23 protein-coding genes are annotated in these 24,154 nt (G+C 69.4%); 12 read left to right on the forward strand and 11 right to left on the reverse strand.

Going from position 1 to position 24,154, the window contains the following annotated elements:
- The first annotated feature begins 9 nt into the window (after nucleotides 1-9).
- From paaD to ACFPUZ_RS08775, 6 genes are read left to right on the forward strand one after another with little or no spacing between them, the layout of a single operon-like run.
- The gene (gene paaD / locus ACFPUZ_RS08750) at nucleotides 10-537 is read left to right on the forward strand and encodes a 1,2-phenylacetyl-CoA epoxidase subunit PaaD (protein WP_377001542.1); all 528 of its coding nucleotides are present in this window, start codon (nucleotides 10-12) and stop codon (nucleotides 535-537) included.
- A complete protein-coding gene (gene paaE / locus ACFPUZ_RS08755) occupies nucleotides 537-1,697 on the forward strand; it encodes a 1,2-phenylacetyl-CoA epoxidase subunit PaaE (RefSeq protein ID WP_377001543.1) in 1,161 nt (386 codons plus the stop codon). The genes paaD and paaE overlap by 1 nt, the downstream gene beginning before the upstream one ends.
- A 13-nt stretch (nucleotides 1,698-1,710) precedes the next feature.
- Nucleotides 1,711-2,481, forward strand: a complete 771-nt coding sequence (locus ACFPUZ_RS08760; RefSeq protein WP_377001544.1) for an enoyl-CoA hydratase/isomerase family protein — start codon at nucleotides 1,711-1,713, stop codon at nucleotides 2,479-2,481.
- 25 nt (nucleotides 2,482-2,506) lie between these two features.
- Complete coding sequence (locus ACFPUZ_RS08765) at nucleotides 2,507-3,706, forward strand: thiolase family protein (protein WP_377001545.1); 1,200 nt, start codon at nucleotides 2,507-2,509, stop codon at nucleotides 3,704-3,706.
- A gap of 2 nt (nucleotides 3,707-3,708) precedes the next feature.
- Nucleotides 3,709-4,455: an enoyl-CoA hydratase/isomerase family protein gene (locus ACFPUZ_RS08770; protein WP_377001546.1), complete on the forward strand. Its 747-nt coding sequence runs from the start codon at nucleotides 3,709-3,711 to the stop codon at nucleotides 4,453-4,455.
- Nucleotides 4,456-5,292: a 3-hydroxyacyl-CoA dehydrogenase family protein gene (locus ACFPUZ_RS08775; RefSeq protein ID WP_377001547.1), complete on the forward strand. Its 837-nt coding sequence runs from the start codon at nucleotides 4,456-4,458 to the stop codon at nucleotides 5,290-5,292. It abuts the gene before it with no gap.
- On the opposite strand, the gene ACFPUZ_RS08780 is transcribed toward ACFPUZ_RS08775, so the two are convergent.
- Nucleotides 5,289-5,639 (reverse strand): PaaI family thioesterase, encoded by a 351-nt coding sequence (locus ACFPUZ_RS08780; RefSeq protein WP_377002245.1) that lies wholly within the window; start codon nucleotides 5,637-5,639, stop codon nucleotides 5,289-5,291. The genes ACFPUZ_RS08775 and ACFPUZ_RS08780 overlap by 4 nt on opposite strands.
- A gap of 150 nt (nucleotides 5,640-5,789) precedes the next feature.
- Between ACFPUZ_RS08780 and paaZ the strand changes: the two genes are divergently transcribed.
- Entirely contained in the window at nucleotides 5,790-7,874 is a 2,085-nt protein-coding gene (gene paaZ / locus ACFPUZ_RS08785) for a phenylacetic acid degradation bifunctional protein PaaZ (protein ID WP_377001548.1), read from the forward strand.
- Between the two features lie 219 nt (nucleotides 7,875-8,093).
- Here the strand turns inward: paaZ and ACFPUZ_RS08790 are convergent, their stop codons facing one another.
- From ACFPUZ_RS08790 to ACFPUZ_RS08810, 5 genes are read right to left on the reverse strand one after another with little or no spacing between them, the layout of a single operon-like run.
- On the reverse strand, nucleotides 8,094-8,795 hold the full coding sequence (locus ACFPUZ_RS08790; RefSeq protein WP_377001549.1) for a YwaF family protein: 702 nt from the start codon (nucleotides 8,793-8,795) through the stop codon (nucleotides 8,094-8,096).
- The gene (locus ACFPUZ_RS08795) at nucleotides 8,768-9,472 is read right to left on the reverse strand and encodes a YwaF family protein (protein WP_377001550.1); all 705 of its coding nucleotides are present in this window, start codon (nucleotides 9,470-9,472) and stop codon (nucleotides 8,768-8,770) included. The genes ACFPUZ_RS08790 and ACFPUZ_RS08795 overlap by 28 nt, the downstream gene beginning before the upstream one ends.
- Nucleotides 9,469-10,407, reverse strand: a complete 939-nt coding sequence (locus ACFPUZ_RS08800; RefSeq protein WP_377001551.1) for a winged helix DNA-binding domain-containing protein — start codon at nucleotides 10,405-10,407, stop codon at nucleotides 9,469-9,471. The genes ACFPUZ_RS08795 and ACFPUZ_RS08800 overlap by 4 nt, the downstream gene beginning before the upstream one ends.
- Nucleotides 10,408-10,415: 8 nt before the next feature.
- The gene (locus ACFPUZ_RS08805) at nucleotides 10,416-11,042 is read right to left on the reverse strand and encodes an ABC transporter ATP-binding protein (RefSeq protein WP_377001552.1); all 627 of its coding nucleotides are present in this window, start codon (nucleotides 11,040-11,042) and stop codon (nucleotides 10,416-10,418) included.
- Entirely contained in the window at nucleotides 11,039-12,034 is a 996-nt protein-coding gene (locus ACFPUZ_RS08810) for an ABC transporter permease (RefSeq protein ID WP_377001553.1), read from the reverse strand. The genes ACFPUZ_RS08805 and ACFPUZ_RS08810 overlap by 4 nt, the downstream gene beginning before the upstream one ends.
- A 110-nt stretch (nucleotides 12,035-12,144) precedes the next feature.
- On the opposite strand from ACFPUZ_RS08810, the gene ACFPUZ_RS08815 reads away from it, so the two are divergent.
- Together ACFPUZ_RS08815 and ACFPUZ_RS08820 are read left to right on the forward strand one after the other, a co-directional pair.
- The gene (locus ACFPUZ_RS08815; RefSeq protein WP_377001554.1) at nucleotides 12,145-13,323 is read left to right on the forward strand and encodes a sensor histidine kinase; all 1,179 of its coding nucleotides are present in this window, start codon (nucleotides 12,145-12,147) and stop codon (nucleotides 13,321-13,323) included.
- Nucleotides 13,320-13,928 carry a response regulator gene (locus ACFPUZ_RS08820; protein ID WP_377001555.1) on the forward strand — a complete coding sequence of 203 codons (609 nt, stop codon included), beginning with the start codon at nucleotides 13,320-13,322 and terminating at the stop codon, nucleotides 13,926-13,928. Before ACFPUZ_RS08815 ends, ACFPUZ_RS08820 begins: the two co-directional genes overlap by 4 nt.
- Here the strand turns inward: ACFPUZ_RS08820 and ACFPUZ_RS08825 are convergent.
- The gene (locus ACFPUZ_RS08825) at nucleotides 13,925-14,266 is read right to left on the reverse strand and encodes a cupin domain-containing protein (protein ID WP_377001556.1); all 342 of its coding nucleotides are present in this window, start codon (nucleotides 14,264-14,266) and stop codon (nucleotides 13,925-13,927) included. The two genes, ACFPUZ_RS08820 and ACFPUZ_RS08825, sit on opposite strands and share 4 nt — an antisense overlap.
- Before the next feature lie 38 nt (nucleotides 14,267-14,304).
- Nucleotides 14,305-14,820, reverse strand: a complete 516-nt coding sequence (locus ACFPUZ_RS08830) for a VanZ family protein (RefSeq protein WP_377001557.1) — start codon at nucleotides 14,818-14,820, stop codon at nucleotides 14,305-14,307.
- A gap of 27 nt (nucleotides 14,821-14,847) precedes the next feature.
- Here ACFPUZ_RS08830 and ACFPUZ_RS08835 point away from each other — a divergent pair, with 27 nt between their 5' ends.
- On the forward strand, nucleotides 14,848-15,783 hold the full coding sequence (locus tag ACFPUZ_RS08835) for an MDR family oxidoreductase (protein ID WP_377001558.1): 936 nt from the start codon (nucleotides 14,848-14,850) through the stop codon (nucleotides 15,781-15,783).
- Here ACFPUZ_RS08835 and ACFPUZ_RS08840 read toward each other — a convergent pair.
- Nucleotides 15,780-17,003, reverse strand: coding sequence for a TsoY family (seleno)protein (locus tag ACFPUZ_RS08840; protein WP_377001559.1), 1,224 nt, complete (start codon nucleotides 17,001-17,003; stop codon nucleotides 15,780-15,782). The genes ACFPUZ_RS08835 and ACFPUZ_RS08840 overlap by 4 nt on opposite strands.
- Before the next feature lie 103 nt (nucleotides 17,004-17,106).
- On the opposite strand from ACFPUZ_RS08840, the gene ACFPUZ_RS08845 reads away from it, so the two are divergent.
- Both ACFPUZ_RS08845 and ACFPUZ_RS08850 read left to right on the forward strand, forming a co-directional pair.
- Nucleotides 17,107-18,471 carry a dihydrolipoyl dehydrogenase family protein gene (locus tag ACFPUZ_RS08845; protein WP_377001560.1) on the forward strand — a complete coding sequence of 455 codons (1,365 nt, stop codon included), beginning with the start codon at nucleotides 17,107-17,109 and terminating at the stop codon, nucleotides 18,469-18,471.
- A gap of 125 nt (nucleotides 18,472-18,596) precedes the next feature.
- On the forward strand, nucleotides 18,597-19,835 hold the full coding sequence (locus ACFPUZ_RS08850) for an HNH endonuclease (protein ID WP_377001561.1): 1,239 nt from the start codon (nucleotides 18,597-18,599) through the stop codon (nucleotides 19,833-19,835).
- A 5-nt stretch (nucleotides 19,836-19,840) separates the two neighbouring features.
- Here ACFPUZ_RS08850 and ACFPUZ_RS08855 read toward each other — a convergent pair whose 3' ends face one another.
- Both ACFPUZ_RS08855 and leuS read right to left on the reverse strand, forming a co-directional pair.
- Nucleotides 19,841-21,292, reverse strand: a complete 1,452-nt coding sequence (locus tag ACFPUZ_RS08855; protein WP_377001562.1) for a thiamine pyrophosphate-binding protein — start codon at nucleotides 21,290-21,292, stop codon at nucleotides 19,841-19,843.
- A gap of 4 nt (nucleotides 21,293-21,296) precedes the next feature.
- Nucleotides 21,297-24,128 (reverse strand): leucine--tRNA ligase, encoded by a 2,832-nt coding sequence (gene leuS / locus ACFPUZ_RS08860; protein WP_377001563.1) that lies wholly within the window; start codon nucleotides 24,126-24,128, stop codon nucleotides 21,297-21,299.
- Nucleotides 24,129-24,154 lie beyond the last annotated feature (26 nt).

Raw genomic sequence — 24,154 nt, forward strand, 5'->3', positions numbered from 1 at the left:
GGTCAGCCCGTGTCCGTTCACCCCCTGCGCCCCACTGATCCCGAGGCCGCGAAGGTCTGGGACACCGCCGCCACCGTGCCCGATCCGGAGATCCCGGTCATCTCCATCGCCGACCTGGGAATTCTTCGCGACGCCGCCGTCATCGACGGCACCGCGGTAGTGACGATCACCCCGACCTACTCCGGATGCCCGGCCATGGACCACATCACCCGCGAGGTCGGGGAGGCCCTGGTCGCCGCCGGCTACGCGGACTCCCGCGTCGACCTGGTGCTCCAGCCCGCCTGGACCACCGACTGGATCACCGAGGACGGCCGCGAGCAGCTGCGCGAGTACGGCATCGCCCCTCCGCAGCACTCCGCCGCCCGCGCTCCGGCCGGCCCCGTCAAGCTCACTCTCGCTCCCCCACCCCCGGTCCCGTGCCCGCGCTGCGGCTCGACCCGGACCCGAAACATCGCCCAATTCGGCTCGACCTCCTGCAAGGCCCTGTACTCCTGCCAGGACTGCCTCGAGCCCTTCGACTACTTCAAGGTGCACTGATGACCGCTCCCACCAAGAAAAAGGCCAAGTTCAACCCGCTCGAGGTCTCTGAGGTCCGTCGTCTGACCGACAACGCCGTCGAGGTCAGCTTCGAGGTTCCGGAGGAGCTCCGCGACGACTACGACTACGTCCCCGGCCAGTACGTCGCCCTCCGCGCCGACATCGACGGCCAGGAAGTCCGTCGTTCCTACTCCATCTGCGACATCCCGCGTCCGGGCACCATCCGCGTGGCCATCAAGCGCGACCTCGGTGGCGTCTTCTCCACCTGGGCCAACGACGAGCTCACCCCGGGTACCGTCATCGAGGTCATGAACCCGCAGGGCGCCTTCACCTCGCGCGTCCACGTCACCTCGCTCAACGACGCGCAGGAGCTGCTGAAGAACGAGCTGGCCGACGTCGACGGTGCCCCGCACCTGGTCGCCATCGCCGCCGGTTCCGGCATCACCCCGATCATGTCCATCGCCCAGGCCCTGCTGTCGGGCTCGAAGGCCGCGACCTTCGAGATCGTCTACGCCAACAAGGGCGGCGGCGACGTCATGTTCGCCGAGGAGATCGGCGACCTCAAGGACAAGTACCCGACCCGTTTCGCGGTGCACCACGTCCTCTCCCGCGAGCAGCGCGTCAACCCGCTGTTCTCCGGGCGTATCGACGACGAGAAGCTCTCCCTGCTCCTCGACAAGGTGGTGCGCACCAGCGACACCGACGAGTGGTTCCTCTGCGGCCCCTTCGAGCTGGTGCAGCTGGTCCGCGATGAGCTCGAGGGGCGCGGCGTCAACAGCGAGAAGGTCCGTTTCGAGCTCTTCTCCACCGGCAAGCCGCAGGACGGTCCCGGCCAGGGCAACACCGGCCGCCCGGTGGTCGCCGATCCGCACGGCCGCAACATCACCGTGTCCTTCACCCTCGACGGGCTCTCCGGATCCATCGAGTCCCCGGCCTCGGCCAACGAGACCATCCTCAACGCCGCGCTGCGCGCCCGCCCGGACGTCCCCTTCGCCTGCGCCGGCGGCGTGTGCGGCACCTGCCGCGCCAAGGTCGTCGAGGGCGAGTTCGAGATGGACGAGAACTATGCCCTGGAGGCCGACGAGGTGGCCAACGGCTACGTCCTCACCTGCCAGACCCGCGCGACCGGTGACTCGATCACCGTCGACTACGACGCCTAAAGGACCGGTACCCGTGATTGATCTCCACATCGAGGATGACGTCGCCGAGGTTGTGCTCAACAACCCCCGCGCCCTCAATTCGCTCACCGAGGCCGACCTGCAGGAACTCTCCGCGGTCTACACCGAGGCCGCCGAGCGCGGCGTCCGGGCCCTCGTGCTGCGCGGCGAGGGGCGTGGGTTCTGCGCCGGCCGCAACATCCGCGGCCTCGACCCGCGTGACGACGACGCCACCGACTACCTCGCCCACAAGGTCACCCCGGTGCTGCAGCAGATGAGCACCTTCCCCGCACCCACCTTCGGCGCCGTCCACGGCGTGTGCCTCGGTGTCGGGCTGGGCCTGGCCATCGCCTGCGACATCGTCTACGTCGCGGACGACGCCACCTTCGGGTCCCCCTTCGCCAACCTCGGCGCCACCCTCGACTCCGGCGGGCACTCCCTGTTCGTCGAGCGGCTGGGCGCGCACCGGGCGATGGACCTCATCGTCACCGCCGACATGCTCACCGGTGCCGAGGCGGTCGCCGCCGGGCTCTTCTCCCGCTCCCTGCCCGCCGCGGAGCTAGTCGAATTCACCCGCGACAAGGCCCGCCGGGCCGCCCGCGGCGCCACCCGCGCCTTCCTCACCTCCCGCGCGCTCGTGCAGGACATCCGCGATCAGCGGATCGGTCTGTGGCAGTCCGTGGCAGACGAGAACGTCGCCCAGGGGCAGCTGTGCTCCTCGGCCGACTACCTCGAGGGCTTCGCGGCCTTCAACGAGAAGCGCACCCCCGTCTTCACCGGCAAGTAACCACCACCGACGTTAGGAACCCTCTGTGAGCACTGCGTACCTGGTTTCCGGCCGCCGCACCCCGGTCGGCCGCTACGGCGGCGCACTGTCGTCCGTCCGCCCCGACGATCTTGCGGCCCTGGCCGTCAAGGCCGTCATCGAGGACGCCGGGATCGATCCGGCGGCCGTCGATGAGGTCATCCTCGGCAACGCCAACGGCGCCGGTGAGGAGAACCGCAACGTCGCCCGCATGGCCTGGCTGCTCGCCGGCTACCCGGACACCGTCCCCGGCATCACCGTCAACCGCCTGTGCGCCTCGGGCATGTCCGCCATCGCCCTGGCCACCGCCATGGTCGAATCCGGTCAGGCGGATGTCGTGCTGGCCGGCGGGGTGGAGTCGATGTCGCGGGCCCCGTGGGTCGTCGAGAAGCCCACGACGGCCTTCGCCCGCCCCGGCGAGGCCTTCGACACCTCCATCGGCTGGCGCTTCGTCAACCCGATCTTCGCCGCGCAGGAGAAGACCACCTTCTCCATGCCGGAGACCGCGGAGGAGGTCGCGCGCGTCTGCGCCATCTCGCGTGCCGACGCCGACGCCTTCGCCGCCCAGTCCCAGGCCCGCGCCCTCGCGGCCATCGAGGCCGGCCACTTCGAGTCGGAGATCGTCCCCGTCGAGGTCACGGACCGCAAGGGCAACGTCACCGTCGTCGACACCGACGAGGGCCCGCGCCCCGGCACAACCCCGGAGGTCCTGGCGAAGCTGCGCCCGGTGGTCTCCGGCGGCGAGGTCGTCACCGCCGGGAACTCCTCGACCCTCAACGACGGCGCCTCGGCGATCCTCGTGGTGAGTGAGGCGGCCGTCGAGAAGTACGGCCTGCAGCCCCGCGCCCGGGTCGTCGCCAACGCCAACGCGGGCCTGGCCCCGGAGATCATGGGCCTCGGACCCATCCCGGCGACCCGCAAGGTGCTCGAGCGGGCCGGCTGGAACCTCGGTTCCGTCGACGCCGTCGAGCTCAATGAGGCCTTCGCCACCCAGTCGCTGGCGGTCATCCGCGAGCTGGAGCTGGATCAGAACAAGGTCAACGCGTGGGGCGGCGCCATCGCCCTGGGCCACCCGCTGGGTTCCTCCGGGTCCCGCATCACCATCACCCTGCTCAACCGTCTCGAGCAGGAGGGCGGCCAGCGCGGCATCGCCACCCTGTGCATCGGCGTGGGTCAGGGTTCCGCCATCGCGATCGAGAGGGTCTAGACATGTTCACCGATTTCCAGGCCCTCACCGTCACCGAGCACGACGACCGGCTGCTGGTCGAGCTCACCCGCCCCGAGGTGCGCAACGCCATCGACGATCAGATGGTCGCCGAGCTGCACGCCGTGTGCGAGGCGCTCGAGCGCGACCCGCGGATCCTCATCCTCACCGGCAGCCACGGCATCTTCGCCTCCGGCGCGGACATCGCGCAACTGCGGGAGCGCCGCCGCGAGGACGCGCTGCGGGGCATCAACAACTCCATTTTCCACCGCATCGCCCAGCTGCCCATGCCGGTCATCGCGGCTGTCGACGGTTACGCCCTCGGCGGCGGGCTCGAGCTGGCGCTGGCCGCGGACTTCCGTATCGCCACCCCGGGCGCAAAGTTCGGCCAGCCGGAGGCCAACCTCGGCATCATCGCCGCCGCCGGCGGCCTGTGGCGTATCAAGGCGCTGGTGGGTGAGGCCATCGCAAAGGAGATCCTCCTCGCGGGCCGCATCCTCACCGGCACCGAGGCGCACGAGGTGCACCTCGTCACCGAGCTCGCCGCCGCCGAGTCTCTTCTCGACGCCGCCCACGCCTACGCCGACCGCATCGCCGCCCTCGATCCGCTGGCGGTGCGCATCTCCAAGCAGGTGATGGCCATGCCCGCGGCGGCGCACCCGGCCGTCGACAACATCGCCCAGGCCATCCTCTTCGAATCGGACGCCAAGTTCGACCGCATGCAGGCCTTCCTCGACCGAAAGAAGAAGTAAATGACTGTCCCCCAGAAGGTCGGTGTCCTCGGCGGTGGCCGCATGGGCGCCGGAATCGCCCACTCCTTCCTCGCCGCCGGCGCGGAGGTCACGGTCGTCGACATCAATGACGACGCCGTGGCCGCCGCCGCCGAGCGCATCAGCAACGACGTCGACGGCTCCCTCCAACGCGGCGCCGCAGGCACCCGCGAAGAGTGGCTGAGCCGCCTCACCGTCACCACGGACGCCGGCGCCTTCGCCGGACTGCCGCTGGTCGTCGAGGCCGTGCCGGAGTCGATGGACCTCAAGGTCGCTTCGTTCCGGACGATCGCGGAGGCCTCCCCGGAGGCCGTCATCGCGACCAACACGTCCTCGCTCTCCGTCTCCGATCTGGCGCTGACCGTCGACAACGACGTCATCGGCCTGCACTTCTTCAACCCGGTGCCGGCCTCCAAGCTGGTGGAGATCGTCGTGGCGGACTCCACCCCGGAGTCGCTTGTCGACGAGGCCCGCGGCTGGGTCTCAGCCCTGGGCAAGACCCCCATCGTGGTCCAGGACGCCCCCGGTTTCGCCTCCTCCCGCCTCGGCGTGTGCATCGCCCTCGAGGCGATCCGCATGGTCGAGGAGGGTGTGGCCAGTGCGCAGGACATCGACAACGCCATGGTCCTGGGCTACAAGTTCCCGGTCGGTCCGCTCGCGCTCACCGACATCGTCGGCCTCGACGTGCGCCTCGGTATCGCCGAGTACCTCTCCTCCACCCTGGGCGAACGCTTCGCCCCGCCGCAGCTCATGCGCGACATGGTCGCCCGCGGCGAGCTGGGCCGGAAGTCCGGCAAGGGCTTCTACGAGTACAGCTAACGCTTCTCGACGATCGCGTTGGTGATCCGCGCCGTACACAGCCGCTTCCCGGCCTCGTCGGTGAGAATCACCTCGTGGCTGGTCAGCGTCCGCCCCAGCCGGATCGCGGTGGCGGTGGCGGTGACCAGCCCGGATCGTCCTGATGCGTGGTGGGTGGCGTTGATGTCCACGCCCACCGCCACCTTGCCCATGGTCGAGGCGTGGATGACGGCGGCCCAGGAGCCGACGGCCTCCGCGATGGCCACCATCGCCCCGCCGTGCAGCAGGCCGAGCGACTGCCGGTTGCCGCCGACCGGCATCGTGGCCACGACCTTCTCGGGTGACTGTTCGAGCACCTCGACGCCCATTTTGCGGTCGAGTTCACCCAGTTCGATAACCCACGGTTCCACGATCTTCTCCTCTGCAGGCCTTGTGCGAAATGTGATCTTGATTATACTGGCCAGAAATCCTGACCGTCCGTTCGGTCACTAATTAATCTCCAGGAAGGGACCTCCCCGATGTCCACCCTCACCGACACCCTCGTCCCCAGCTACCTCTCCGGCGCCTGGGTGACCCCCGAGAACCCCACCCGCGTCACCGAGGTCCACGACGCCGCCACCGGCGAGGTCGTCGCCACCGTCTCCACCGACGGCCTCGACCTGGCCGGCGCCATCGAGTACGCCCGCGACGTCGGCCAGCGCAACCTCCGCGAACTGACCATCCACGAGCGCTCCCTCAAGCTCAAGGAACTCGCCCTCTACCTCGGCGAGCACAAGGAGGAGCTCTACGAGCTCGCCTACCAGACCGGCGCCACGCAGCGTGACAACGGTATCGACATCGACGGCGGCATCCAGACGATGTTCGTCTACTCCTCCAAGGGCCGCCGCGAACTGCCCAACGGCCACGTCATCGTCGACGGCCCCACCGAGATCCTCTCCCGCGACAGCTCCTTCCTGGGCACCCACATCTACACCACCCTCCCGGGCGTGGCCGTGCAGATCAACGCCTTCAACTTCCCCGTCTGGGGCATGCTGGAGAAGTTCGCGCCCTCCTTCATCGCCGGCATGCCCACCCTGGTCAAGCCCGCCACCCCCTCCGGCTACGTCACCGCCGCCTGCGTGCGCCTCATGATCGAGTCCGGCATCCTCCCCGAGGGCTCCCTGCAGCTCATCTCCGGCTCCGCCCGTGACCTGCTCGACCACCTCGATCACCGCGACCATGTCGCCTTCACCGGCTCCGCCGCCACCGCCGCCACCCTGCGCTCCCACGACAACGTCCTGCGCCACGGCGTCCGTTTCACCGCCGAGGCCGACTCCCTCAACGCCGCGATCCTCGGCGCAGACGTCACCGAGGACTCCCCCGAGTTCGAGGCCTACATCAAGGCGCTGTTCGTCGAGATGACCGCCAAGGCCGGCCAGAAGTGCACCGCCGTCCGCCGCGCCATCGTCCCGACCTCCCTCCAGGGCGCCGTCGCCGACGCCCTGGCCGCCCGCCTGCACGACAAGATCGTCCCCGGCGACCCGCGCGACCCCTCCGCCACGATGGGACCGCTCGTCTCCGTTGACCAGCGGGCGGACGTCGCCGCGGCCGTCGATAGGCTCGTGGCCGCCGGCGGCACGGTCGTCACCGGCGGTTCCGCGCAGCTCGACGGCGCCTTCTTCGCCCCGACCATCCTCACCTTCGACGACGCCGACACCGACGCCGTCCACGACGTCGAGGCCTTCGGCCCGGTCGTCTCGATCATCGGCTACACCGACACCGACGATGCGCTGCGCCTCGCCGCCCGCGGCAAGGGCTCCCTCGTCGCCTCCGTGATCACCCACTCCCCCGAGCTGGCCGCCACCTACGCGCACAACATCGGCGCCTTCCACGGCCGCCTCCACTTCCTCGACCGCGACGACGCCAAGACCTCGACCGGTCACGGGTCGCCGCTCCCCCACCTGGTCCACGGCGGCCCGGGGCGCGCCGGCGGCGGCGAGGAGCTCGGCGGCATCCGCGGCGTCAAGCACTACATGCAGCGCACCGCGATCCAGGGCACCCCGGACCACCTCACCGCCATCACCGGCGAATGGGTCCGCGGCGCCCAGGTGAACAAGGTGACCCGCGCGGACGTCGAGGCCGGCACCGCCGTGCACCCCTTCCGCAAGGACCTGGCCACGCTGCAGATCGGGGACCAGTTCGCCTCCGACCTGCGCCACGTCTCCCTCGAGGAGATCCTGGAGTTCGCCGAGAAGACCGGCGACACCTTCTACGCCCACGTCGACGAAGAGGCCGCCACCGCCAACCCCTTCTTCCCGCGGCGCGTCGCCCACGGCTACCTGCTCGTCTCCTGGGCCGCCGGCCTGTTCGTCGAGCCCGCCCCGGGCCCGGTCCTGGCCAACTACGGCCTGGAGAACCTGCGCTTCATCACCCCGGTCACCTACGACGACTCCGTCCGCATCGAGCTGACCGCCAAGCGCATCACCCCGCGCGTCACCGACGACTACGGCGAGGTCTGCTGGGACGCCGCGCTGTTCAACCAGAACGACGAACTGGTCGCCTCCTATGACGTTCTCACCCTGGTGGAGAAGGTGAACACCACCTACGCCAACTGGAACCAGTAGGCCCCCTCAAGCCGGTGCAGCACCGGGAGACAAGGCAGTGTCGCGCTCTTCTCCCGGTGCTTCGCCATTCTTGTGTGCGCAGCTGCGCACTATTTTCCTCTGCTGAACTGCGGCTTTGACGTGGAGCTTCCCGCGCAGATCTAGCACCCCTCAACTCCGGATTGCCAGATCAGCAGCCCGTACTCTTCCCCGTTCAGTGCGCAGCTGCGCACTCTTTTCCTAGCCTGACCTGCTACGACGCAGTCGACCCCACGGCCAGGTCATCCCGGCCCACACCACGCCCAGGGCGCCGCAGCCGACGGCGAGGTAGGTGGGCCAGGGACCCATGACGTCGAGAAGCGAGCGTCCGGGCGGGGTTCCGTTGAGGTAGCCGTAGTTCGAGTCGGTGGCGACGTTGACCAGCATGGTCGTGGCCATCCACCCGAGGGAGAGCAGCCAGGTGTAGCGGTACCACGCCCAGGTGGGCCGGTGGCCTCTCCCCCACACCAGCGCGATGGGCGCGATAAGAACAGCGCCGTGAAGCAGCCAGTACATGTGGTACTCCAGCCGCGGGTCGACGGCGTAGCTGAGGTCCGGGGTGAGCAGCGACTGAACGTTGAGCGTGAGTCCCCAGTAGTAGGTCGGGGCGATCCACCGCCAGTCGCCGGTGATCAGCGCCAGGGAGGTGGTGAGGCGGGCGAGGTCGGAGAGCTGCAGGGGCAGGGAGCGCTGGATATCGAAGACGGACGGCCGCAGGTCCCACAGCCCCCAGGCCACGGAGATCGCCAGCAGCACCCATCCGGCGAGCACCATCCATCGCCCGCTCCCCCGCCGGGCGGCCCGGACGAAGAGCGGAGTGGCCACGGCGATGACGAGCAGCGCCGCCCAGTGCTCGGGGCTGTAGAGCGCCATGCTCACCGGCGGGCCCGCTCCCACGGCCACGTCATCACACCCGTCCACACCAGCGCGATGAGGCTGACCTCGAGGATCCAGTAGTGCCGTTTCATTCCCCAACGATAGAAAAGATCAATGATGGAGGGAGTCGGCGGCCGGTGAGAGAAGAATCCGTAGTTGCCGCCGGTGACCTTGTTGGCTGTCATCGCAACAGCCATCCACGCCGGCGATACGGAGGCCACGAAACGGAAGTCCTTCCAGGTGGGCCGCCATCCGAAGCCGAACACCATGACCAGGGGCACAATGAGCGCGACCAGGTGGAAGAACCAGTAGCCCGCGAACTGCACCCAGGCAGGGCTATGAACGTAGGGCAGGTACGGGGTGACAATCGCCTGCGGGTTGAGCAGGATTCCCCAATAGTAGGTGACGGCCCATGCTCGCTCATCCCCACTGATGAGCCCGTAGGCCGTGATGTAGCGCAGCCAGTCACAGAGATGGAAAGGCAGCCCTTCTGTGATGTGCAGGTTCCCCGGCCACAGGGTGAACACCAGCCACGCCCCCGCCAGAACCATGAGCACCCAGCCGGTGATCTGGCGGGCCCGGACCTCCCAGGGCGTCCCGGCCACCCGGCGCGCCGCCACCACCAGCACCCCGCAGGCCAGCACTCCAGTGACCAGCACCGCGAGGTGCTCCGGGCTGTAGGGCCGCATCCACGTGTACGTCACGTCGTCCGCCCCGTGATCACCCCGTCGCGCATGGTGAAAGGCCAGCTGATGCCGTTCTTCGTCAGCACTTCCGGGCGCAGCGCGTCGGGCAGGATGAGCGACTTGTCGCCGTAGCCGAGGAGGATCTCGTCGAAGGCCGGCAACTCGTAGTGCTGTTCCAGTGCCCGCTCCAGTTCGGCGGCGGGCACGTCCCGCTGCCACTCCCCCATCCAGTAGCCATCGCCGAATTCCACCACGTCCCGCGCCAGCCCCACGGCCCGCCGCGCCTGCGCCACGGTGATCCCCGCCCACCAGACGAGATCCTTCACCGACGCCGGCCCGTGCGAATGCAGGTAGCGCGTGCCCAGTTCCGCCAGGGCCGCGTCCCCCTCCAACTCACGCTGAGCCGCAGGCAGGTCGTCGACGTGCAGGAACGTCTCCACCGCGCCGCGTCGCGGACCCTGGACGACGTCGCCCTCGCCCCCGAAGGCTCGCACCAGGTGCGGACCGCGTCCGTCCCCGGGGTCGACTCCCGCACCCGCGAACACCTCGTAGATCTCCGGCCGGGTGAGCGCTCCGCCGCGCAGTGCGGAATGCAGCGCCTCGCGCGCCACGACCACTGCATCTTCACTCAGCCCCAGGCCAGGGCGCCTCTGCTTCTGCGCCCGGGCCACCTGCGGCCCGCACAGGCGCGTCATCCAGCGGACGTCTTCCGCAGGAAGGAAATGCAGGGTGCCGCGCATCGGCCAGGCGCGCACGATCTCGAGCTTATCGACGCCCGCGAGCACCGCGGCGTCGTCACGCGGCCCCCGCAGGGACAGCGCGCGGATGCCGTCCGCGTACTTCTGGCCCTGCACGCCGAGCATCCAGCGGGCGGCCGCGGCGGCGCTACGCCCGGAGGAGGGCAGTCCCTGCGCCACGATGCGCCGGGCCCGGAGTTCGGCGAGCTGATCCATGCCCGCCATTATGACACCGGACGGACCTCCCGGACGCGGCCGTCGCGCATCTCGAGGACGCGGTCGCAGGTGTCGAGAAGCGAGCGGTCGTGGGTGACCATGAGGGTGGCGGTGCCATTCTCGCGGGTGAGGTCGACGAGGAGTTCGACGACCTCGCGCGCCAGGCGGCTGTCGAGGGCCGAGGTGGGCTCGTCGGCCAGCAGGACGGCGGGGGAGCCCATGAGCGCGCGGGCGATGTTGACGCGCTGGCGCTGCCCACCGGAGAGCTGGCCCGTGCGGCGGTGGCCGAGGCTGCCCAGCCCGACGCGTTCGAGCAGCTCATCGGCCCGGTCCCGGCGCGGGCGCTGCCCCCGGATGTGATCGGTGATGAGCAACTGCTCCCGCGCGGTGAGCGCCCCGAGGAGGTTGGGTTGCTGGAAGATGAGGCCGCGGGCGCCGTCGACAGCCACGGTGCCGGACGTCGGCTGCTGCAGCCCGGCCGCCACCGCGAGGAGGGAGGACTTGCCGGAGCCGGACTCGCCGACCAGCGCGCTGAACTCGCCCGGGTGCAGGGTGAGGCAGACGTCGTCGAGGGCGGTGACCTGCGCCGGTCCGTCGGGGTAGGTGAGGGTGATGTGGTCGAGGATGATGGTCATGAGGAGTGTGCTCCGAGTGCGATGAGCGGGTCGATCTGCGCGACCCGGCGGGTGGCCAGCAGGGAACCGAGCAGCCCGAGCACCCAGATACCCAGTGCCGGGCCGACGATGGTCAGGGGAGTGAGGAGAAAGGGCACGGCCTGCCCGGCGAGCGTGCCCAGCCCCCAGCCGGCGAGCGCGCCCGCGCCGACGCCGACGGCCAGGATGAGCGCGGCCTGTCCCAGCGCGTCGCGCAGGAGGTACCCGGGCGTGGCGCCGAGCGCACGTAGGATGGCCAGGTCACGGGTGCGCTGGATGGTCCACACCGTGAGAAAGGAGACGATGACCAGCGCCGATATGCCGTAGAGGAAGCCCTGCATCGTCCGTAGCGAGCCCTGCTCCGACTGGTGGGACGCGAGCCCCTCGAAGGAACCGCGCAGGGTGGTCACAGTCATGTCGGGGGCATCACTGGGGGGCTCGCCGTCCACGAGCAGGACGCTGCCCACCGCCTCCGTGCGGGCGATGTCCTGCCAGGTGGCGGTGTCGACCCACACGACGGGGGAGTGGGAGTAGTACTCGTCCGGCACGGTCCCGGCGACGGGCACCACCTCACCGCCGAGGGAGACGGAGGGAGGTGGGGCGTCGATAAGCGAGGCCGAGAGGACCGCCCCGGGGCCGATCCCGGGGAGGCCGAGCACCGCCACGGCCTGGGTTGATCCGGCCTCGAGGCGGGTCTGGAGGGCGCCGAGCGGGCGCACCCGTGCGACGCCGGGGACGGCCGCCCAGGCGGCGACGTCGGCCTCCGTGACCTGCGAATCCGTGAAGGAGGGCCGCTGCGAGGTGAAGACCACCCGGTCGGGGTCGAGCGAGCGGAGGGCGGAGGTGTTCTGCGCGCCGAGGCCGCCGGTGAGCCCGGTGAGCATGATCAGCAGGAGCGTGATGAGGCCGACGACCGCTCCGATGAGCGTGAATCTGCCGCGGGCGTGGAGGATGTCGCGGATACCGAGGAACATGCCTTCATGCTCGCCACACACGAGACAACTTCCATCGCCCGGGCAGGCGAATTCCCGCTCAACCGCTCGGTTGATGCCCCGTCCCACGCCCGGCGGCTACCGTCGATGGTGTGACAGCCCTGCTCCGTACCCTCCGCGTCGGCCTGCACCTGCTCTTCGCTTTTCTGCTGGTGCTGGGCCTGGCGCTGTTCCTGGCTGCGGAGCCGGGGGCCGCGACGGGCACTCCGGTGCTGCCGTTGACGGTGGCCCTGGCGCTGATCTACGTGCTGGGCACGGTGTGGGAGCACAGCGTGGAGACGCCGCCGCGGGGTGTGGTGTGGTGGTGGCTGGCGGTGGTCACGCTGTTGTGGCATGCGCTGGTGGCGGTGTCGATCACGTTTGTGTGGCTACTGTTTCCGCTGGTCCTGCTGTTTCTCCACCTGCTGCCGCGCACCCTGGGGGTGGTGGCGGCGGCGCTCCTGTGGGGGATCGCGGCGTTCGTGCCGGCGGCGCTGCACCCGGGGGAGTGGACGGTGGGGTCGGCGGTGGGGCCCTTCATCGGGACGGTGCTGGCGGTGGCGATCTACTGGACGTACCTCGCCCTGCACCGGGAGGCCGCGCACCACCGCGCAGTGGCCGAGGATCTTCGCGCCACGCAGGAGGAACTGGCCGCCTCCGAGCACCAGGCCGGGCGCCTGGAGGAGCGGGAACGGCTCTCGCGGGAGATCCACGACACCGTCGCCCAGGGCCTGAGTTCCATCGTGCTGCTGTCCCGGGCGGTCCGCGGCAGCCTGGAGCAGGGGGACGCCGCCGCGGCCCTGCGCCAGGTGGGCACCATCGAGGAGCAGGCCGCCGACAGCCTCGACGAAGCCCGCCGATTCGTCCGTGACCTGGCCCGCCCGGGGGAGTCGGTGCCCACCGCCCTGCGCCACCTCGTCGCGCGCACCCGCGCCCGGCAGGAGGCCCTCGGCGACCCCTTGAGCATCAGCCTGCACCTGTCCGGCGACACCGACCGTGAGCTGCCGGAACCGGTGGCGCGCGTCGTCGTCCGGGCGGCGGGGGAGCTGCTGAACAACGTCGTCCGGCACGCCGCCGCCGACCGCGCCGTGGTCACCTACGGGGTGTGGGATACGGAGCTCACCCTCGACGTGCTGGACGACGGCCGCGGCTTCCCCGGCGAGCGCGGTTACGGCCTGCGGGGGCTGGCCGCCCGGGTCGCATCCGTCGGCGGGCAGCTGCTCATCGAGTCGGACGGCGGGACGGCGGCGACGGTGCACATCCCCCTGACCTCGGCAAAGGAGCCCACATGATCCGCGTCATGCTCATCGACGACCACCCCGTGGTCCGCGCCGGTCTGCGCACCATCCTCGACGGATTCCCCGACATCACGGTCGTGGCGGAGGGCGCGGACGGCGCCGCCGCCCTCGACGCCACCCGCACGGAGATCGACGTGGTCGTCTGCGACATCCAGATGCCCGGCATGGACGGCATCACCGCCACCCGCCGTCTCCGCGCCGCCGGGGGCCCGCCGGTGCTCATCCTCACCACCTACGACACGCAGGCCGACATCGTCGCCGCCGTCGAGGCCGGGGCGCTGGGTTATCTGCTCAAGGACGCCCCTGAGCAGGTGCTTCACGACGCCGTCGTAGCCACCGCCGCCGGCCACCGCACCCTCGCCCCGGAGGTCGCCGCCGCGCTGGCCGCGCGCCTGAGCCGGCCGACGGAGGCACTGTCCCCGCGGGAGATCGAGATCCTCCAGGCCCTGGAGACGGGCGCGAGCAACCGCGAGTTGGCGAAGATGCTCTTCATCTCCGAGGCCACCGTGAAGACGCATCTGGTGCACATCTTCCAGAAGCTCGGCGTGGGCACCCGGACCGCGGCCATCACCGCCGCCCGGGAACAGCGGGTGATTTAGGCCCCGTGCGACTCGCGCCCCTCGACGCTGGTGACGGTGGTGAGCAGGAAGACGGAGTCCTCCAGCGCGGAGACCGAGTGCCGCTGGTGGGTGAGGGTGACCAGCTGACCGGTACCGATGGTGGTCTCCTCCTGACCGGCCACCTTCACCTGCCCGGTGAACAGGAAGATGGAGGCCGCGGGCGGGGAGTTGTGCTCCTGGAGGGTGGTGCCGGCCTTGAGGGCGATGACGGTCTGGCGCAGGGGGCCGTCATTGACCAGCATCTTGGCGGCGCGCCCGTTGTCCGCGGCGCAGGCCTTCTCCAGCAGCTGGCGGGCTTTGTCGTCGACGATGGACATGGTGGTTCTCCTCGGGGTTGGTGGTGCCCCGAGCCTACCTAGTAGACGTCGACGACCTTGTCGGGATCACCCAGCCGTTCCCCCAGGCCGACGAGCACCGCGAAGACGACACCAAGCGTCAGCGCGAGGCCGATCCACACCTTGTGCCAGCGGGGCCCGAAAGCCTTGGCCACCAGCGCGCCGAGCAGGGCGCCGAGGGTGTTCATGAGCAGATCGTCGACGTCGGAGTAGCCGAGGGCGAAGAGGTACTGCGCTATCTCGATGCCCAGGGAGGTGAGGAATCCGACGAGGACGGTGCGCCGCACGCTGCCCACCAGCATGAACACCAGGACGCCGAAGGGGACGAAGAAGGCGAGGTTGCCCAGATAGCCGAAGAGTGGGGCGAACCAGCTGACCGCCCCGACGAGGTCCTCGAAGGGGATCAGCCGCAGCTCACGGTGGCGGTGCACCGCCGGGTCCCAGAGGTAGCCGATCCGGTAGAAGGCCTTGAGCATGGTGAGGGCGATCATCACCGCGGTGTACGCGAGGAGGGCCAGCCAGGTGAGTCTGCGCATGGCCTCCAACATAGCTAGCGTGGTCCCATGCACCAGTCACTGCTTGTCACGCGTACCGACGACGGCGTCACCGCCGAGCTCCGGGAGGAACTCTTCCTCGGCGAGGGCGACCTGCTCCTCGATGTCTCGCATTCCTCCCTCAACTACAAGGACGCGATGGCGCTGCGCGGCGACCGCGGCGTCATGCGCGTCGATCCGCTGGTCCCGGGCATCGACGCCGTGGGGACCACCGCCGACGGGCAGCTGGTCACCGTCAACGGCGCCGGGCTGGGGGAGTTCCGGCACGGTGGTTACACCACGCAGCAGCGCGTCCCCGCCGCTGCGGCCGTGCCCGTTCCGGAGCGTTTTAGCGCCTGGCACGCCGCCGCCATCGGCACCGCCGGGTTCACCGCCGCCATGTCGGTGGTCGCCCTGCGGGAGCAGGGTGTCGACGACGGGGAGATCCTGGTCACCGGCGCCACCGGGGGAGTGGGTTCGATCGCGGTGCACCTGCTCGCGCGGCTCGGCTACCGGGTGGTGGCCTCCACCGGGCGTCCCGAGCACGGCGCGTGGTTGCGGGACCTCGGGGCCGCGGAGCTGGTGGGCCGCGACGATGAGCCGGGGCGTCCCCTGCAGAAGGCCCGCTGGGCCGGCGTCGTCGACTGCATCGGCTCGCACACGCTGGTCAACGCGTGTGCGCAGACGCAGTGGGGCGGCACCGTCACCGCCTGCGGGCTGGCCCAGGGGCCGGATCTGCCGGCCACCGTGCTGCCCTTCATCCTGCGCGGCGTGAAGCTGGTGGGCATCAACTCGGTCGATGCCCCGCGCCCGGTCCGGGAGCGGGCGTGGGAGCTTCTCGACGCCACCCTCGACCTCGCCGTCCTCGAGGATCTGACCTCCACGGTCGCGCTGAGCGAGGTGGCCGCGGCCGGGGAGGAGCTGATGAACGGACAGCGGCGCGGCCGCACGGTGGTGGAGATTTAGGCGTTGACCAGCTCCTTCTGCTCCTGGGCGAACTTGCTGGCGGGGGAGAGCTGGTTGCGGAACAGCGTGAAGGCGAGCCACAGGGTGGCCGCGGCGACGGCGGTCGGGCCGAGCAGCAGGGCGTAGTGGAGCCCGGAGAACTTCTCCACGAGGCCGTTCTGCACGAGGCCGACGTTGATGAAGAACATCGACAGGACGGACAGCCCGACGCCGGGGCAGACGAGCGTGAAGGCGACCGGGGAGATCTCCTCGCGGCTGGTGACGAAGCGTCGGAAGAAGCCGTTGGCGGACATGACCACCCAGCCGAGCCCGAGGAAGGCGACCTGCGCGAGGATCATGGCGCTGAGGAAGAGGAGGACGGCGATGGAGGACTGGGAGGCCGGGCCGGCGTCGATAAGCGTCTGCATGCCGTGACGATCACGCAGGACGGTGATGGACCACAGGGTGAGCACGGGGACCGCGAGCCACAGGGTGGCGGAGTTCTGCAGGGCCAGGCCGTAGCGCATGATGCTCATCACGCCGGCGACGAGGAAGACGCCGAAGAGCAGGGCGGAGATGAAGCCGAAGAGCATCGATCCCCACAGGCCGAGGAGAACGACGAGCGGGTGGCTCGCCATGGCCGCGGGGGCACCGAAGCCGACGGCGACCATGGACATGGCGAAGGCGGCGAGGAGCTGGTTGAGGCCGCCGTTGGCCTCGAAGGAGAAGCCGCCGGCGATGATGCGGCGCAGGTAGGCGCTCATGATGACCAGCGCCAGCCCGCCGACCGCGCCGTAGGCGAGCAGTGCCAGCGGCAGGAGGGCCTGGATGATGCCCCACAGGCCGGGGACCAGGGCGAGGGCGGCGACGAAGGCCCCGTTGATGGTCATGCCCAGGGTGAGGGGGATCGCCATGAGGGTGACCTCGGCGTTGCTCTTCTTCAGCGCCTGGTAGGCGGCGGTGTGCTGGAAGGCCCGGAATTCGCGGAAGTTCCACACGAGCAGCGTGAGGTGGATGGCCAGCATGGCGATCATCCCGACGTAGCCGACGACGATGACCGCCCGCATGACGGCGTCGCCCGCGGCGTAGGCGGCGGTGATGGATTCGAAGGTGGGCATCGGGGTCTCGGGGTGCGGCGTGATGTGCATGAACGCCATGAAGAAGAAGACGGCCATGCCGCCGAAGCCGAGGGCGGCGAGGAAGTAGAGGGGCGAGTACTTCTCGCCGAGATTGCGGATCATGAGGGGACCTTTCCGAGTCGTTGTTATACCCCGGGGGGTATCATGCACTCGTGAAGGTAGCAGCGCCCCGACGGCACGGCAAGTTGGGTGTACCGTCGGGCCCATGTTTGACGTCGACCTCCTCATCATCGGCTGGGGCAAAGCCGGCAAGACTCTCGCCGCCGGGTATCGCGGCCGCGTGGCCCTCGTCGAGCAGTTCCGCACCCTCCACGGCGGGACCTGCATCAACATCGCCTGCGTCCCCACCAAAACCCTCATCCACGCCGCCGACACCGGCATCCCCTTCCCGGAGGCCCGCACCCGGCGCGACACCCTCATCGACGCGCTCAACGACGCCAACCACCAGATGATCGCCTCCCACGGCACCGCCACCATCCTCGACGGCCGCGCCCGTTTTATCGGCCCGCACACCGTCGAGGTCTCGGCAGGGGAGGAGACGGTGCAGGTCACGGCCGAGCGGATCGTCATCAACACCGGCTCGGTTCCCCGCATCCCCGACATTGAGGGCATTGAGGAGATCCCGACACTCGCCGACTACGCCACCCACACCACCAACTCCGCCGTCTTCCATGATTCGACGAGCATCCAGCACGTCGACCCACTGCCCGAGCGCCTGCTCATCGTCGGCGCCGGACCCATCGGCCTGGAATTCGCGTCCATGTTCGCCGGCTTCGGATCCCACGTGGTGCTGCTCAACAGCCGTTCCGGCCTGTTCGGGCAGCTCGACGAGGGGATCGGCGCCGAGGTCGAGGAATCCCTCGCCGCCCGCGGGGTGACGGTGCGGGAGGGCCGGCTGGCGCGCGTCGAAAAGCAGGGTGGGGGAGCGCGTGCCACGTTGCAGGACGGCAGCGAGCTGCTTATCGACGCCGTCCTCTTCGCCACCGGCCGCGTCCCCGCCACCGAGGGCCTCGGCCTGGAGGCCGCCGGCATCAGAGTGGACGAGCGCGGCGCCATCGAGGTGGATGCCCACCTGAGGACGTCCGTGGAGGGGGTGTGGGCCGCCGGCGACGTGCACGGCGGACCGCAGTTCACCTACCTCTCCTACGACGATCACCGCATCATCGCCCCGCAGCTCGACGGCGGTGCAGCCCCGCACGGTACCGACGAGCGGGTCGCCGTCCCCACGACCACGTTCCTCACCCCTCCATTGTCGACCGTGGGCCTGACGCGCTCCGAGGCCGAGGAGGCCGGGCACAGCGTGACGGTGCTGTCGAAGAAGGTCGCGGACATCGCCGCCATGCCGCGCCCGAAGACCCTCGGCCAGACCGACGGTCGGATCACCTTCATCGTGGACTCCGCCACCCACGAGATCCTCGGCGCCCAGCTGTGGTGTGTCGACTCCCAGGAGCTGATCAATCTGGTCGCCCTGGCCATGCGCGCGGGCGTGAAGGCGGAGGAACTGCGCGACGGCATCTGGACGCACCCCTCGAGCACCGAGGCGTTCAACGAGTTGCTGCAGGGGCTGTAGGGGAGTGCGCAGCTGCGCACACTTTCTACCCCCTGACCTGCGGTGATGATTTGCCGGGAAGTTGTGTCCGGGGTGGTTGCTATGGTGAGCGTGTTCGAACGACGATTCGACTCTCTGGGGGAACAATGCTCGCCACCATCCGCAAGCTCACCGACCAACAACTGACCGCCACCATCCACTCCGCCCACCGGTCCCTCACCATCCACAAGGCCGCCTTCCTCATCCACCTCGCCGAGTTCGACGAACGCGGACTCGGCGGCTCCGCAGGCACCGTCCCCTGGCTCATGCGCACCCAGGACCTGTCGCGGCGCACCGCCTACGAACACCTCGGCGTCGGTCGGAAGCTCCGGGAGTTTCCGGAGCTCGCCGACTACTTCTCCAGCGGGGACATCAACTACTCCAAGGTCCGCTTCCTGCTGCCCTACCTGACCCCCGACAACGAAGCCGAGCTCGTCCGCCTGGCCCGCACCCACACCCTGAAGGAGCTGGAGACCCTCCTCGCCGGTCGCCCCCGCGCGGACGGGCGTGACCGCCAGGCGAAGAACCGCTTGTCGGTGGCCGTGGACAAGGACACCGGCGGGGTGCGGTTCTGGGGGACCCTCGATCCCGCGAACGGAGCCGAGTTCCTCGCCTCCCTCAAGTCCGCCGAACTGGCCATGGGAGGGGATACCGACACGTCAAGCACCCGTTTCGGCGCGCCCCTGTCCACCAGCCTGTTGGGTTCGTTCATGAGTTTGCTGCGCCTGGCCCGCTACAACCCGGAGGCCAAGACCACCGCTCCGGGTGCCCAGGTGTCCATCATCATCCGCACCGACGACACCGCCCAACTGCCCGGCCAGCCGGCTGCGTCTGGCTCCACCCTGCTGCGCAGCATCATCAACGGCTTCCTTTCCGTGCAGATCCACGGCCCGGGCGGACGTATCCTCCACCTGGGACGTAGCTCCCGCTTCATCAACCGGGCCCAGGAGAAGGCACTGCTCACGCGGTGGAATCACTGTTGCGGTACTCCGGGCTGCGACCACAACCGGTGGCTGGAGTTCCACCACATCCTCCCCTGGGCAGCCGGCGGCACCACCGACCCGGACAACCTCATCCCGCTGTGCTCGGTGCACCACGCAATGATCGCGAACGGAGAGCTGGTCATCGTCCCCGACCCGGTCGACCCCACGCTGCTGCGCTTCCGCTTCCCCGGTGGGGAGTCTTACACCTCAGTGGACAACGAACCCCCGATGTTCAACCTCGCTCTGGGTGATCACTCCGACGGGTACACCCACGGGCCGGTGCCGCGCGGCGACGAGGATCTGCTCGACATCTGGGAACACGAGGACACCTTCGACGACATCGACGTAGGTGAGAAGCCTTGAGTGCGCTAATCCCGCGCCAGGTAGGGCGCCACCACCGTCCGCGACACCCGGCAGTCCAGCACCCACGTCCCCGACCCACCCGCAGCCAGCCACTTCTCGGCCTCCCGCAGGTCCTCCAACGTCCGCACCACGCTGCCCCGGGCACCGAATGCCCCGAGCACGGCCGTGAAGTCCACCTCCGGGATGAGCATCGCCTCCTCAGGTACGCCCTGCCAACCGTACTGGTGGACCTCCGCGCCGTAGGCGGCGTCGTTGACCACCACGATGAGGCAGCGCCCACCGGTGGCCTCCACGCGGCGGAGGACTGTCTCGGCGTCCGCCAATGCCATGAGCCCGCCACCGTCGCCGGTGACCAGTACCGTCAGGCGATTCCCGGCGGCCTCGATGACCCCGACGGCAGAGCCGAAGCCAAGTCCGATGGATTCGAAGCCGGTCCCCACCAGCACGAGGTGGTCCGGGCCGGGAACGTCGAGGTACATGCACGGCCACGCGATGAAGTGGCCGCCGTCGGTGACGATGATCCGCTCGCGCGGCAACACCTCGTTGAGGCGTGTGAACAGGCTGCGCGGATCCAGGCGCCCGTCGGCGCAGATCCCCTCCCCGGGATGGTGCGCGAGGTGCACCGGCGGCCGTTGCTTGCCGGCCCCTCCGCGCACCCTCGGCAGCGACCTGATCCCGGAATCCACGCGCGGGGAGGTCGGCGCGTGGGGGTCCAGCTGGATGACGTGCGCATCCGCGCCGAAGGAGTACTTGAGGGTGAAACGGTTGAGCGAGGCCCCGACCGCGAGGACGACGTCGGCGGAGCGCATCGCCTGCCGCGCTGCCGGGGCGGCGAATCCACCGCAGATCCCCAGGTCACGGACCCCGTCGACGCCGTGGAAAAAGCCCTTGGCGGGCGCGGTGGTCGCGACGTCAGCACCCAATGCCTGCGCCAGCGCCACCACTTCATCGCGCCTACCGACAGCCCCGCGACCGGCGAGAATGAGCGGCTGCTCGGCGTCCTCGAGGCGGCGCGAGACATCGCCGTGGTTCGCGTCCGGGAGGGGCCGGTGAAAGGGCAGGAACACCACGACCGGCACACTCTCCCGGAGCGCATACTCTACGGCCACCTCGACGTCCTGCTCGACGCGGACCCCGCACGCCGCAGCCAACGCCTCATGGTCGACGCCGTCGCAGCTGCCGGCGAGGAGGAGGAGTGGGGTGCGGGAGAGGGCGGCGTCGATAAGCGGGGTCAGGGCGTTGCTGAACCCGGGCCCGTAGGTGGTGGTGGCCGCCGCGAGACGGCCGGTAGCGCGGTGGAACGCATCGGCGGCGGCGACGGCGGCCGCCTCGTGCCGCACGGTCACGAGGGGAACACCCAGCTCAGCGAGCTCCCGGATCAACGCGGCATTGCCGTTGCCCATGAGCCCGAAGACGGTGTCGGTGGCGGCGGCCACCGCGCGCGCGACCCGGTGCATGGACCTACTTCACCACGAGGTTGACCATCCGGCCCGGCACCACGATTTGCTTGATGAGGTTCTTGCCCTCCACGGCGGCCGCCACGCGCGGCTCCTCGAGCACGCGGGCGAGGACGGCCTCCTGCGGGGCGTCAGCCGGCACCATGACGCGGGCGCGGACCTTGCCGTTGATCTGGACGGGCAGCTCGATCTCGTCGTCGACCAGCCACTGCTCGTCAACCTCCGGGAAAGGCTCGAAGGCGACCGTCGAGGTGTGGCCGAGGCGCTTCCACAGCTCCTCTGCGATGTGCGGGGCGACGGGCGCGACCATCGTGACCAGGGGTTCGACGGCGGCGGTGGGCACGGCGTCGGGGTACGTCTTGGTCAGGTAGTTGACATACTCGATGAGCTTGGCCACGACGGTGTTGACGCGCAGGTTGTCGTAGTCGTCGCGCACACCCTCGATGGTGCGGTGCAGCTGCTTGTTGTCCTCGTCGGTGAGGTCGAGCGGCTCGGTGAGCACGTCTCCGGTCTCCTCGCTGACGACGAGGCGCCAGAGGCGCTGGAGGAAACGCTGCGCACCGACGACGTCCTTCGTCGCCCAGGGGCGGGAGGTGTCGAGCGGGCCCATGGACATCTCGTAGACGCGCAGGGTGTCGGCGCCGTAGTTGTCGGCGATCTCATCCGGGGCAACGGCGTTCTTCAGGGACTTGCCCATCTTGCCGTACTCCTGGGAGACCTCCTCGCCGTTGTAGTAGAACTTGCCGTCCTTCTCCTCGACAGCCTCCGCCGGAACGTAGACGCCCCGGGCGTCGGTGTAGGCGTAGGCCTGGATGTAGCCCTGGTTGTACAGGCGACGGTAGGGCTCGACGGAGGTGACGTGGCCCAGGTCAAAGAGGACCTTGTGCCAGAAACGGGAGTACAGCAGGTGCAGCACGGCGTGCTCGACGCCGCCGACGTAGAGGTCGACGCCGCCGCAGTCGCCGTCGAACTGGGGGCCCGTCCAGTAGCGCTCGTTCTCGATGTCCACCAGAGCGTCATCATTGGTGGGATCGATGTAGCGCAGCTGGTACCAGGAGGAACCGGCCCACTGCGGCATGACGTTGGTGTCGCGGAGGTAGGTCTGCGGGCCGTCGCCGAGGTCGAGTTCGACCTCGACCCACTCGCGGGCCTTGGCCAGCGGCGGCTGCGGCTCCGACGAGGCATCGTCCGGGTCGAAGGAGACCGGCTGGTAGTCGGCCACCTCGGGCAGCTCGATGGGCAGCATCGACTCGGGCAGGGCGTGGGCGGCGCCGTCCTGGGAGTAGACGATGGGGAAGGGCTCGCCCCAGTAGCGCTGGCGGGCGAACAGCCAGTCGCGCAGCTTGTACTGGATCTTCTCCGCGCCGCGTCCCTCGGCGACGAGCCAGGCGATGGTGCGCTCGATGGCGTCGGCCTTGTTGAGGCCGTTGATGTCCAGGCCCTCCTGGTTCGCGGAGTTGACCAGGGTGCCGTCGCCGGTCCAGGCCGTCTCGGAGATGTTGCCGCCGGCGACGACCTCGAGGATGGGCAGGCCGAAGACGGTGGCGAATTCGTAGTCGCGGTCGTCGTGGGCGGGAACGGCCATGATGGCGCCGGTGCCGTACCCGGTGAGGACGTAGTCGGCGATGAACACCGGGATCTGCGCGCCGGTGACCGGGTTGGTGGCGTAGCTGCCGAGGAAGACGCCGGTCTTGTCCTTGTTCTCCTGGCGCTCGACGTCGGACTTGGCGGCGATGGCGCGTCGATAAGCAGCAACGGCCTCGGCCGGGGACGCGGCGCCGAAGGTCCAGCGCTCGTCGGTGCCCTCGGCGTAGGAGTCGGCCGTCAGGGCGTCGACCAGCTCGTGCTCGGGAGCGAGGACCATGTAGCTGGCGCCGAAGAGGGTGTCCGGGCGGGTGGTGAACACGCGGATCGTGTGCCCGTCAGCGGAGAAATCAACTTCCGCACCGCGGGAACGACCGATCCAGTTGCGCTGCATGGACTTGACCTTCTCCGGCCAGTCGAGCATCTCCAGATCGTCGATGAGGCGGTCCGAGTACGCGGTGATGCGCATCATCCACTGGGAGAGATTCTTCCGGAAGACGGGGAAGTTGCCGCGCTCGGAACGGCCGTCGGCGGTGACCTCCTCGTTCGCCAGCACCGTGCCCAGGCCGGGGCACCAGTTGACCATGGAGTTCGAGCGGTACACCAGGCGGAAATCATCCACTGCCTGCCGCTTATCGACGTCGCTCAGCTCACCGTAGACCCGCCCGTCGCGGGTCCGCAGCGCACCGGACTCCAGCAGCGGGTAGAGCTCCGCGATGGGGCGGGCCTTCTGCTGCTCCTCGTCGAACCAGGAGTTGTAGATCTGCAGGAAGATCCACTGGGTCCAGCGGTAGTACTCCGGATCCGTCGTGGCGACAGAACGACGCCGGTCATGGCCCAGGCCGAGGGCGTCGAGCTGACGGCGCATGTTCTCGATGTTGGCCATCGTCGTCGTGCGCGGGTGGGTGCCGGTCTGGATGGCGTACTGCTCGGCGGGCAGACCGAAGGCGTCATAACCGAGGGTGTGCAGGACGTTCTTGCCCATCATGCGGTGGAAACGCGCGTAGACGTCCGTCGCGATGTACCCCAGCGGGTGGCCGACGTGCAGGCCCGCACCCGACGGGTAGGGGAACATGTCCTGGACGAAGAGCTTGTCCTCCGGCAGCGTCCGCCCGTCGGCGAGATCGCCCACCGGGTTGGGGGCGTTGAAGGTGCCGTTGTCCACCCAGAACTGCTGCCAGCTGCGCTCGATGTCGTTGGCCAGCTGCGGGGTGTAGCGGAACGCGGGGGTGGAATCGCTCGGGTTCGTCATGGTTTAGCAGTGTAGTAGGCCCGGCG

Source organism: Corynebacterium nasicanis (genome assembly GCF_042658165.1).
GTDB classification, from domain to species: domain Bacteria; phylum Actinomycetota; class Actinomycetes; order Mycobacteriales; family Mycobacteriaceae; genus Corynebacterium; species Corynebacterium nasicanis.

Excerpts from the sequence above, each read along its gene's own strand:
- paaE (WP_377001543.1), top strand. The coding sequence starts at position 537 with ATGACCGCTCCCACCAAGAAAAAGGCCAAGTTCAACCCGCTCGAGGTC.
- ACFPUZ_RS08770 (WP_377001546.1), top strand. The coding sequence starts at position 3,709 with ATGTTCACCGATTTCCAGGCCCTCACCGTCACCGAGCACGACGACCGG.
- ACFPUZ_RS08775 (WP_377001547.1), top strand. The coding sequence starts at position 4,456 with ATGACTGTCCCCCAGAAGGTCGGTGTCCTCGGCGGTGGCCGCATGGGC.
- ACFPUZ_RS08780 (WP_377002245.1), bottom strand. The coding sequence starts at position 5,639 with ATGGGCGTCGAGGTGCTCGAACAGTCACCCGAGAAGGTCGTGGCCACG.
- paaZ (WP_377001548.1), top strand. The coding sequence starts at position 5,790 with ATGTCCACCCTCACCGACACCCTCGTCCCCAGCTACCTCTCCGGCGCC.
- ACFPUZ_RS08800 (WP_377001551.1), bottom strand. The coding sequence starts at position 10,407 with ATGGATCAGCTCGCCGAACTCCGGGCCCGGCGCATCGTGGCGCAGGGA.
- ACFPUZ_RS08805 (WP_377001552.1), bottom strand. The coding sequence starts at position 11,042 with ATGACCATCATCCTCGACCACATCACCCTCACCTACCCCGACGGACCG.
- ACFPUZ_RS08810 (WP_377001553.1), bottom strand. The coding sequence starts at position 12,034 with ATGTTCCTCGGTATCCGCGACATCCTCCACGCCCGCGGCAGATTCACG.
- ACFPUZ_RS08820 (WP_377001555.1), top strand. The coding sequence starts at position 13,320 with ATGATCCGCGTCATGCTCATCGACGACCACCCCGTGGTCCGCGCCGGT.
- ACFPUZ_RS08825 (WP_377001556.1), bottom strand. The coding sequence starts at position 14,266 with ATGTCCATCGTCGACGACAAAGCCCGCCAGCTGCTGGAGAAGGCCTGC.
- ACFPUZ_RS08830 (WP_377001557.1), bottom strand. The coding sequence starts at position 14,820 with ATGCGCAGACTCACCTGGCTGGCCCTCCTCGCGTACACCGCGGTGATG.
- ACFPUZ_RS08835 (WP_377001558.1), top strand. The coding sequence starts at position 14,848 with ATGCACCAGTCACTGCTTGTCACGCGTACCGACGACGGCGTCACCGCC.
- ACFPUZ_RS08840 (WP_377001559.1), bottom strand. The coding sequence starts at position 17,003 with ATGATCCGCAATCTCGGCGAGAAGTACTCGCCCCTCTACTTCCTCGCC.
- ACFPUZ_RS08845 (WP_377001560.1), top strand. The coding sequence starts at position 17,107 with ATGTTTGACGTCGACCTCCTCATCATCGGCTGGGGCAAAGCCGGCAAG.
- ACFPUZ_RS08850 (WP_377001561.1), top strand. The coding sequence starts at position 18,597 with ATGCTCGCCACCATCCGCAAGCTCACCGACCAACAACTGACCGCCACC.
- ACFPUZ_RS08855 (WP_377001562.1), bottom strand. The coding sequence starts at position 21,292 with ATGCACCGGGTCGCGCGCGCGGTGGCCGCCGCCACCGACACCGTCTTC.
- leuS (WP_377001563.1), bottom strand. The coding sequence starts at position 24,128 with ATGACGAACCCGAGCGATTCCACCCCCGCGTTCCGCTACACCCCGCAG.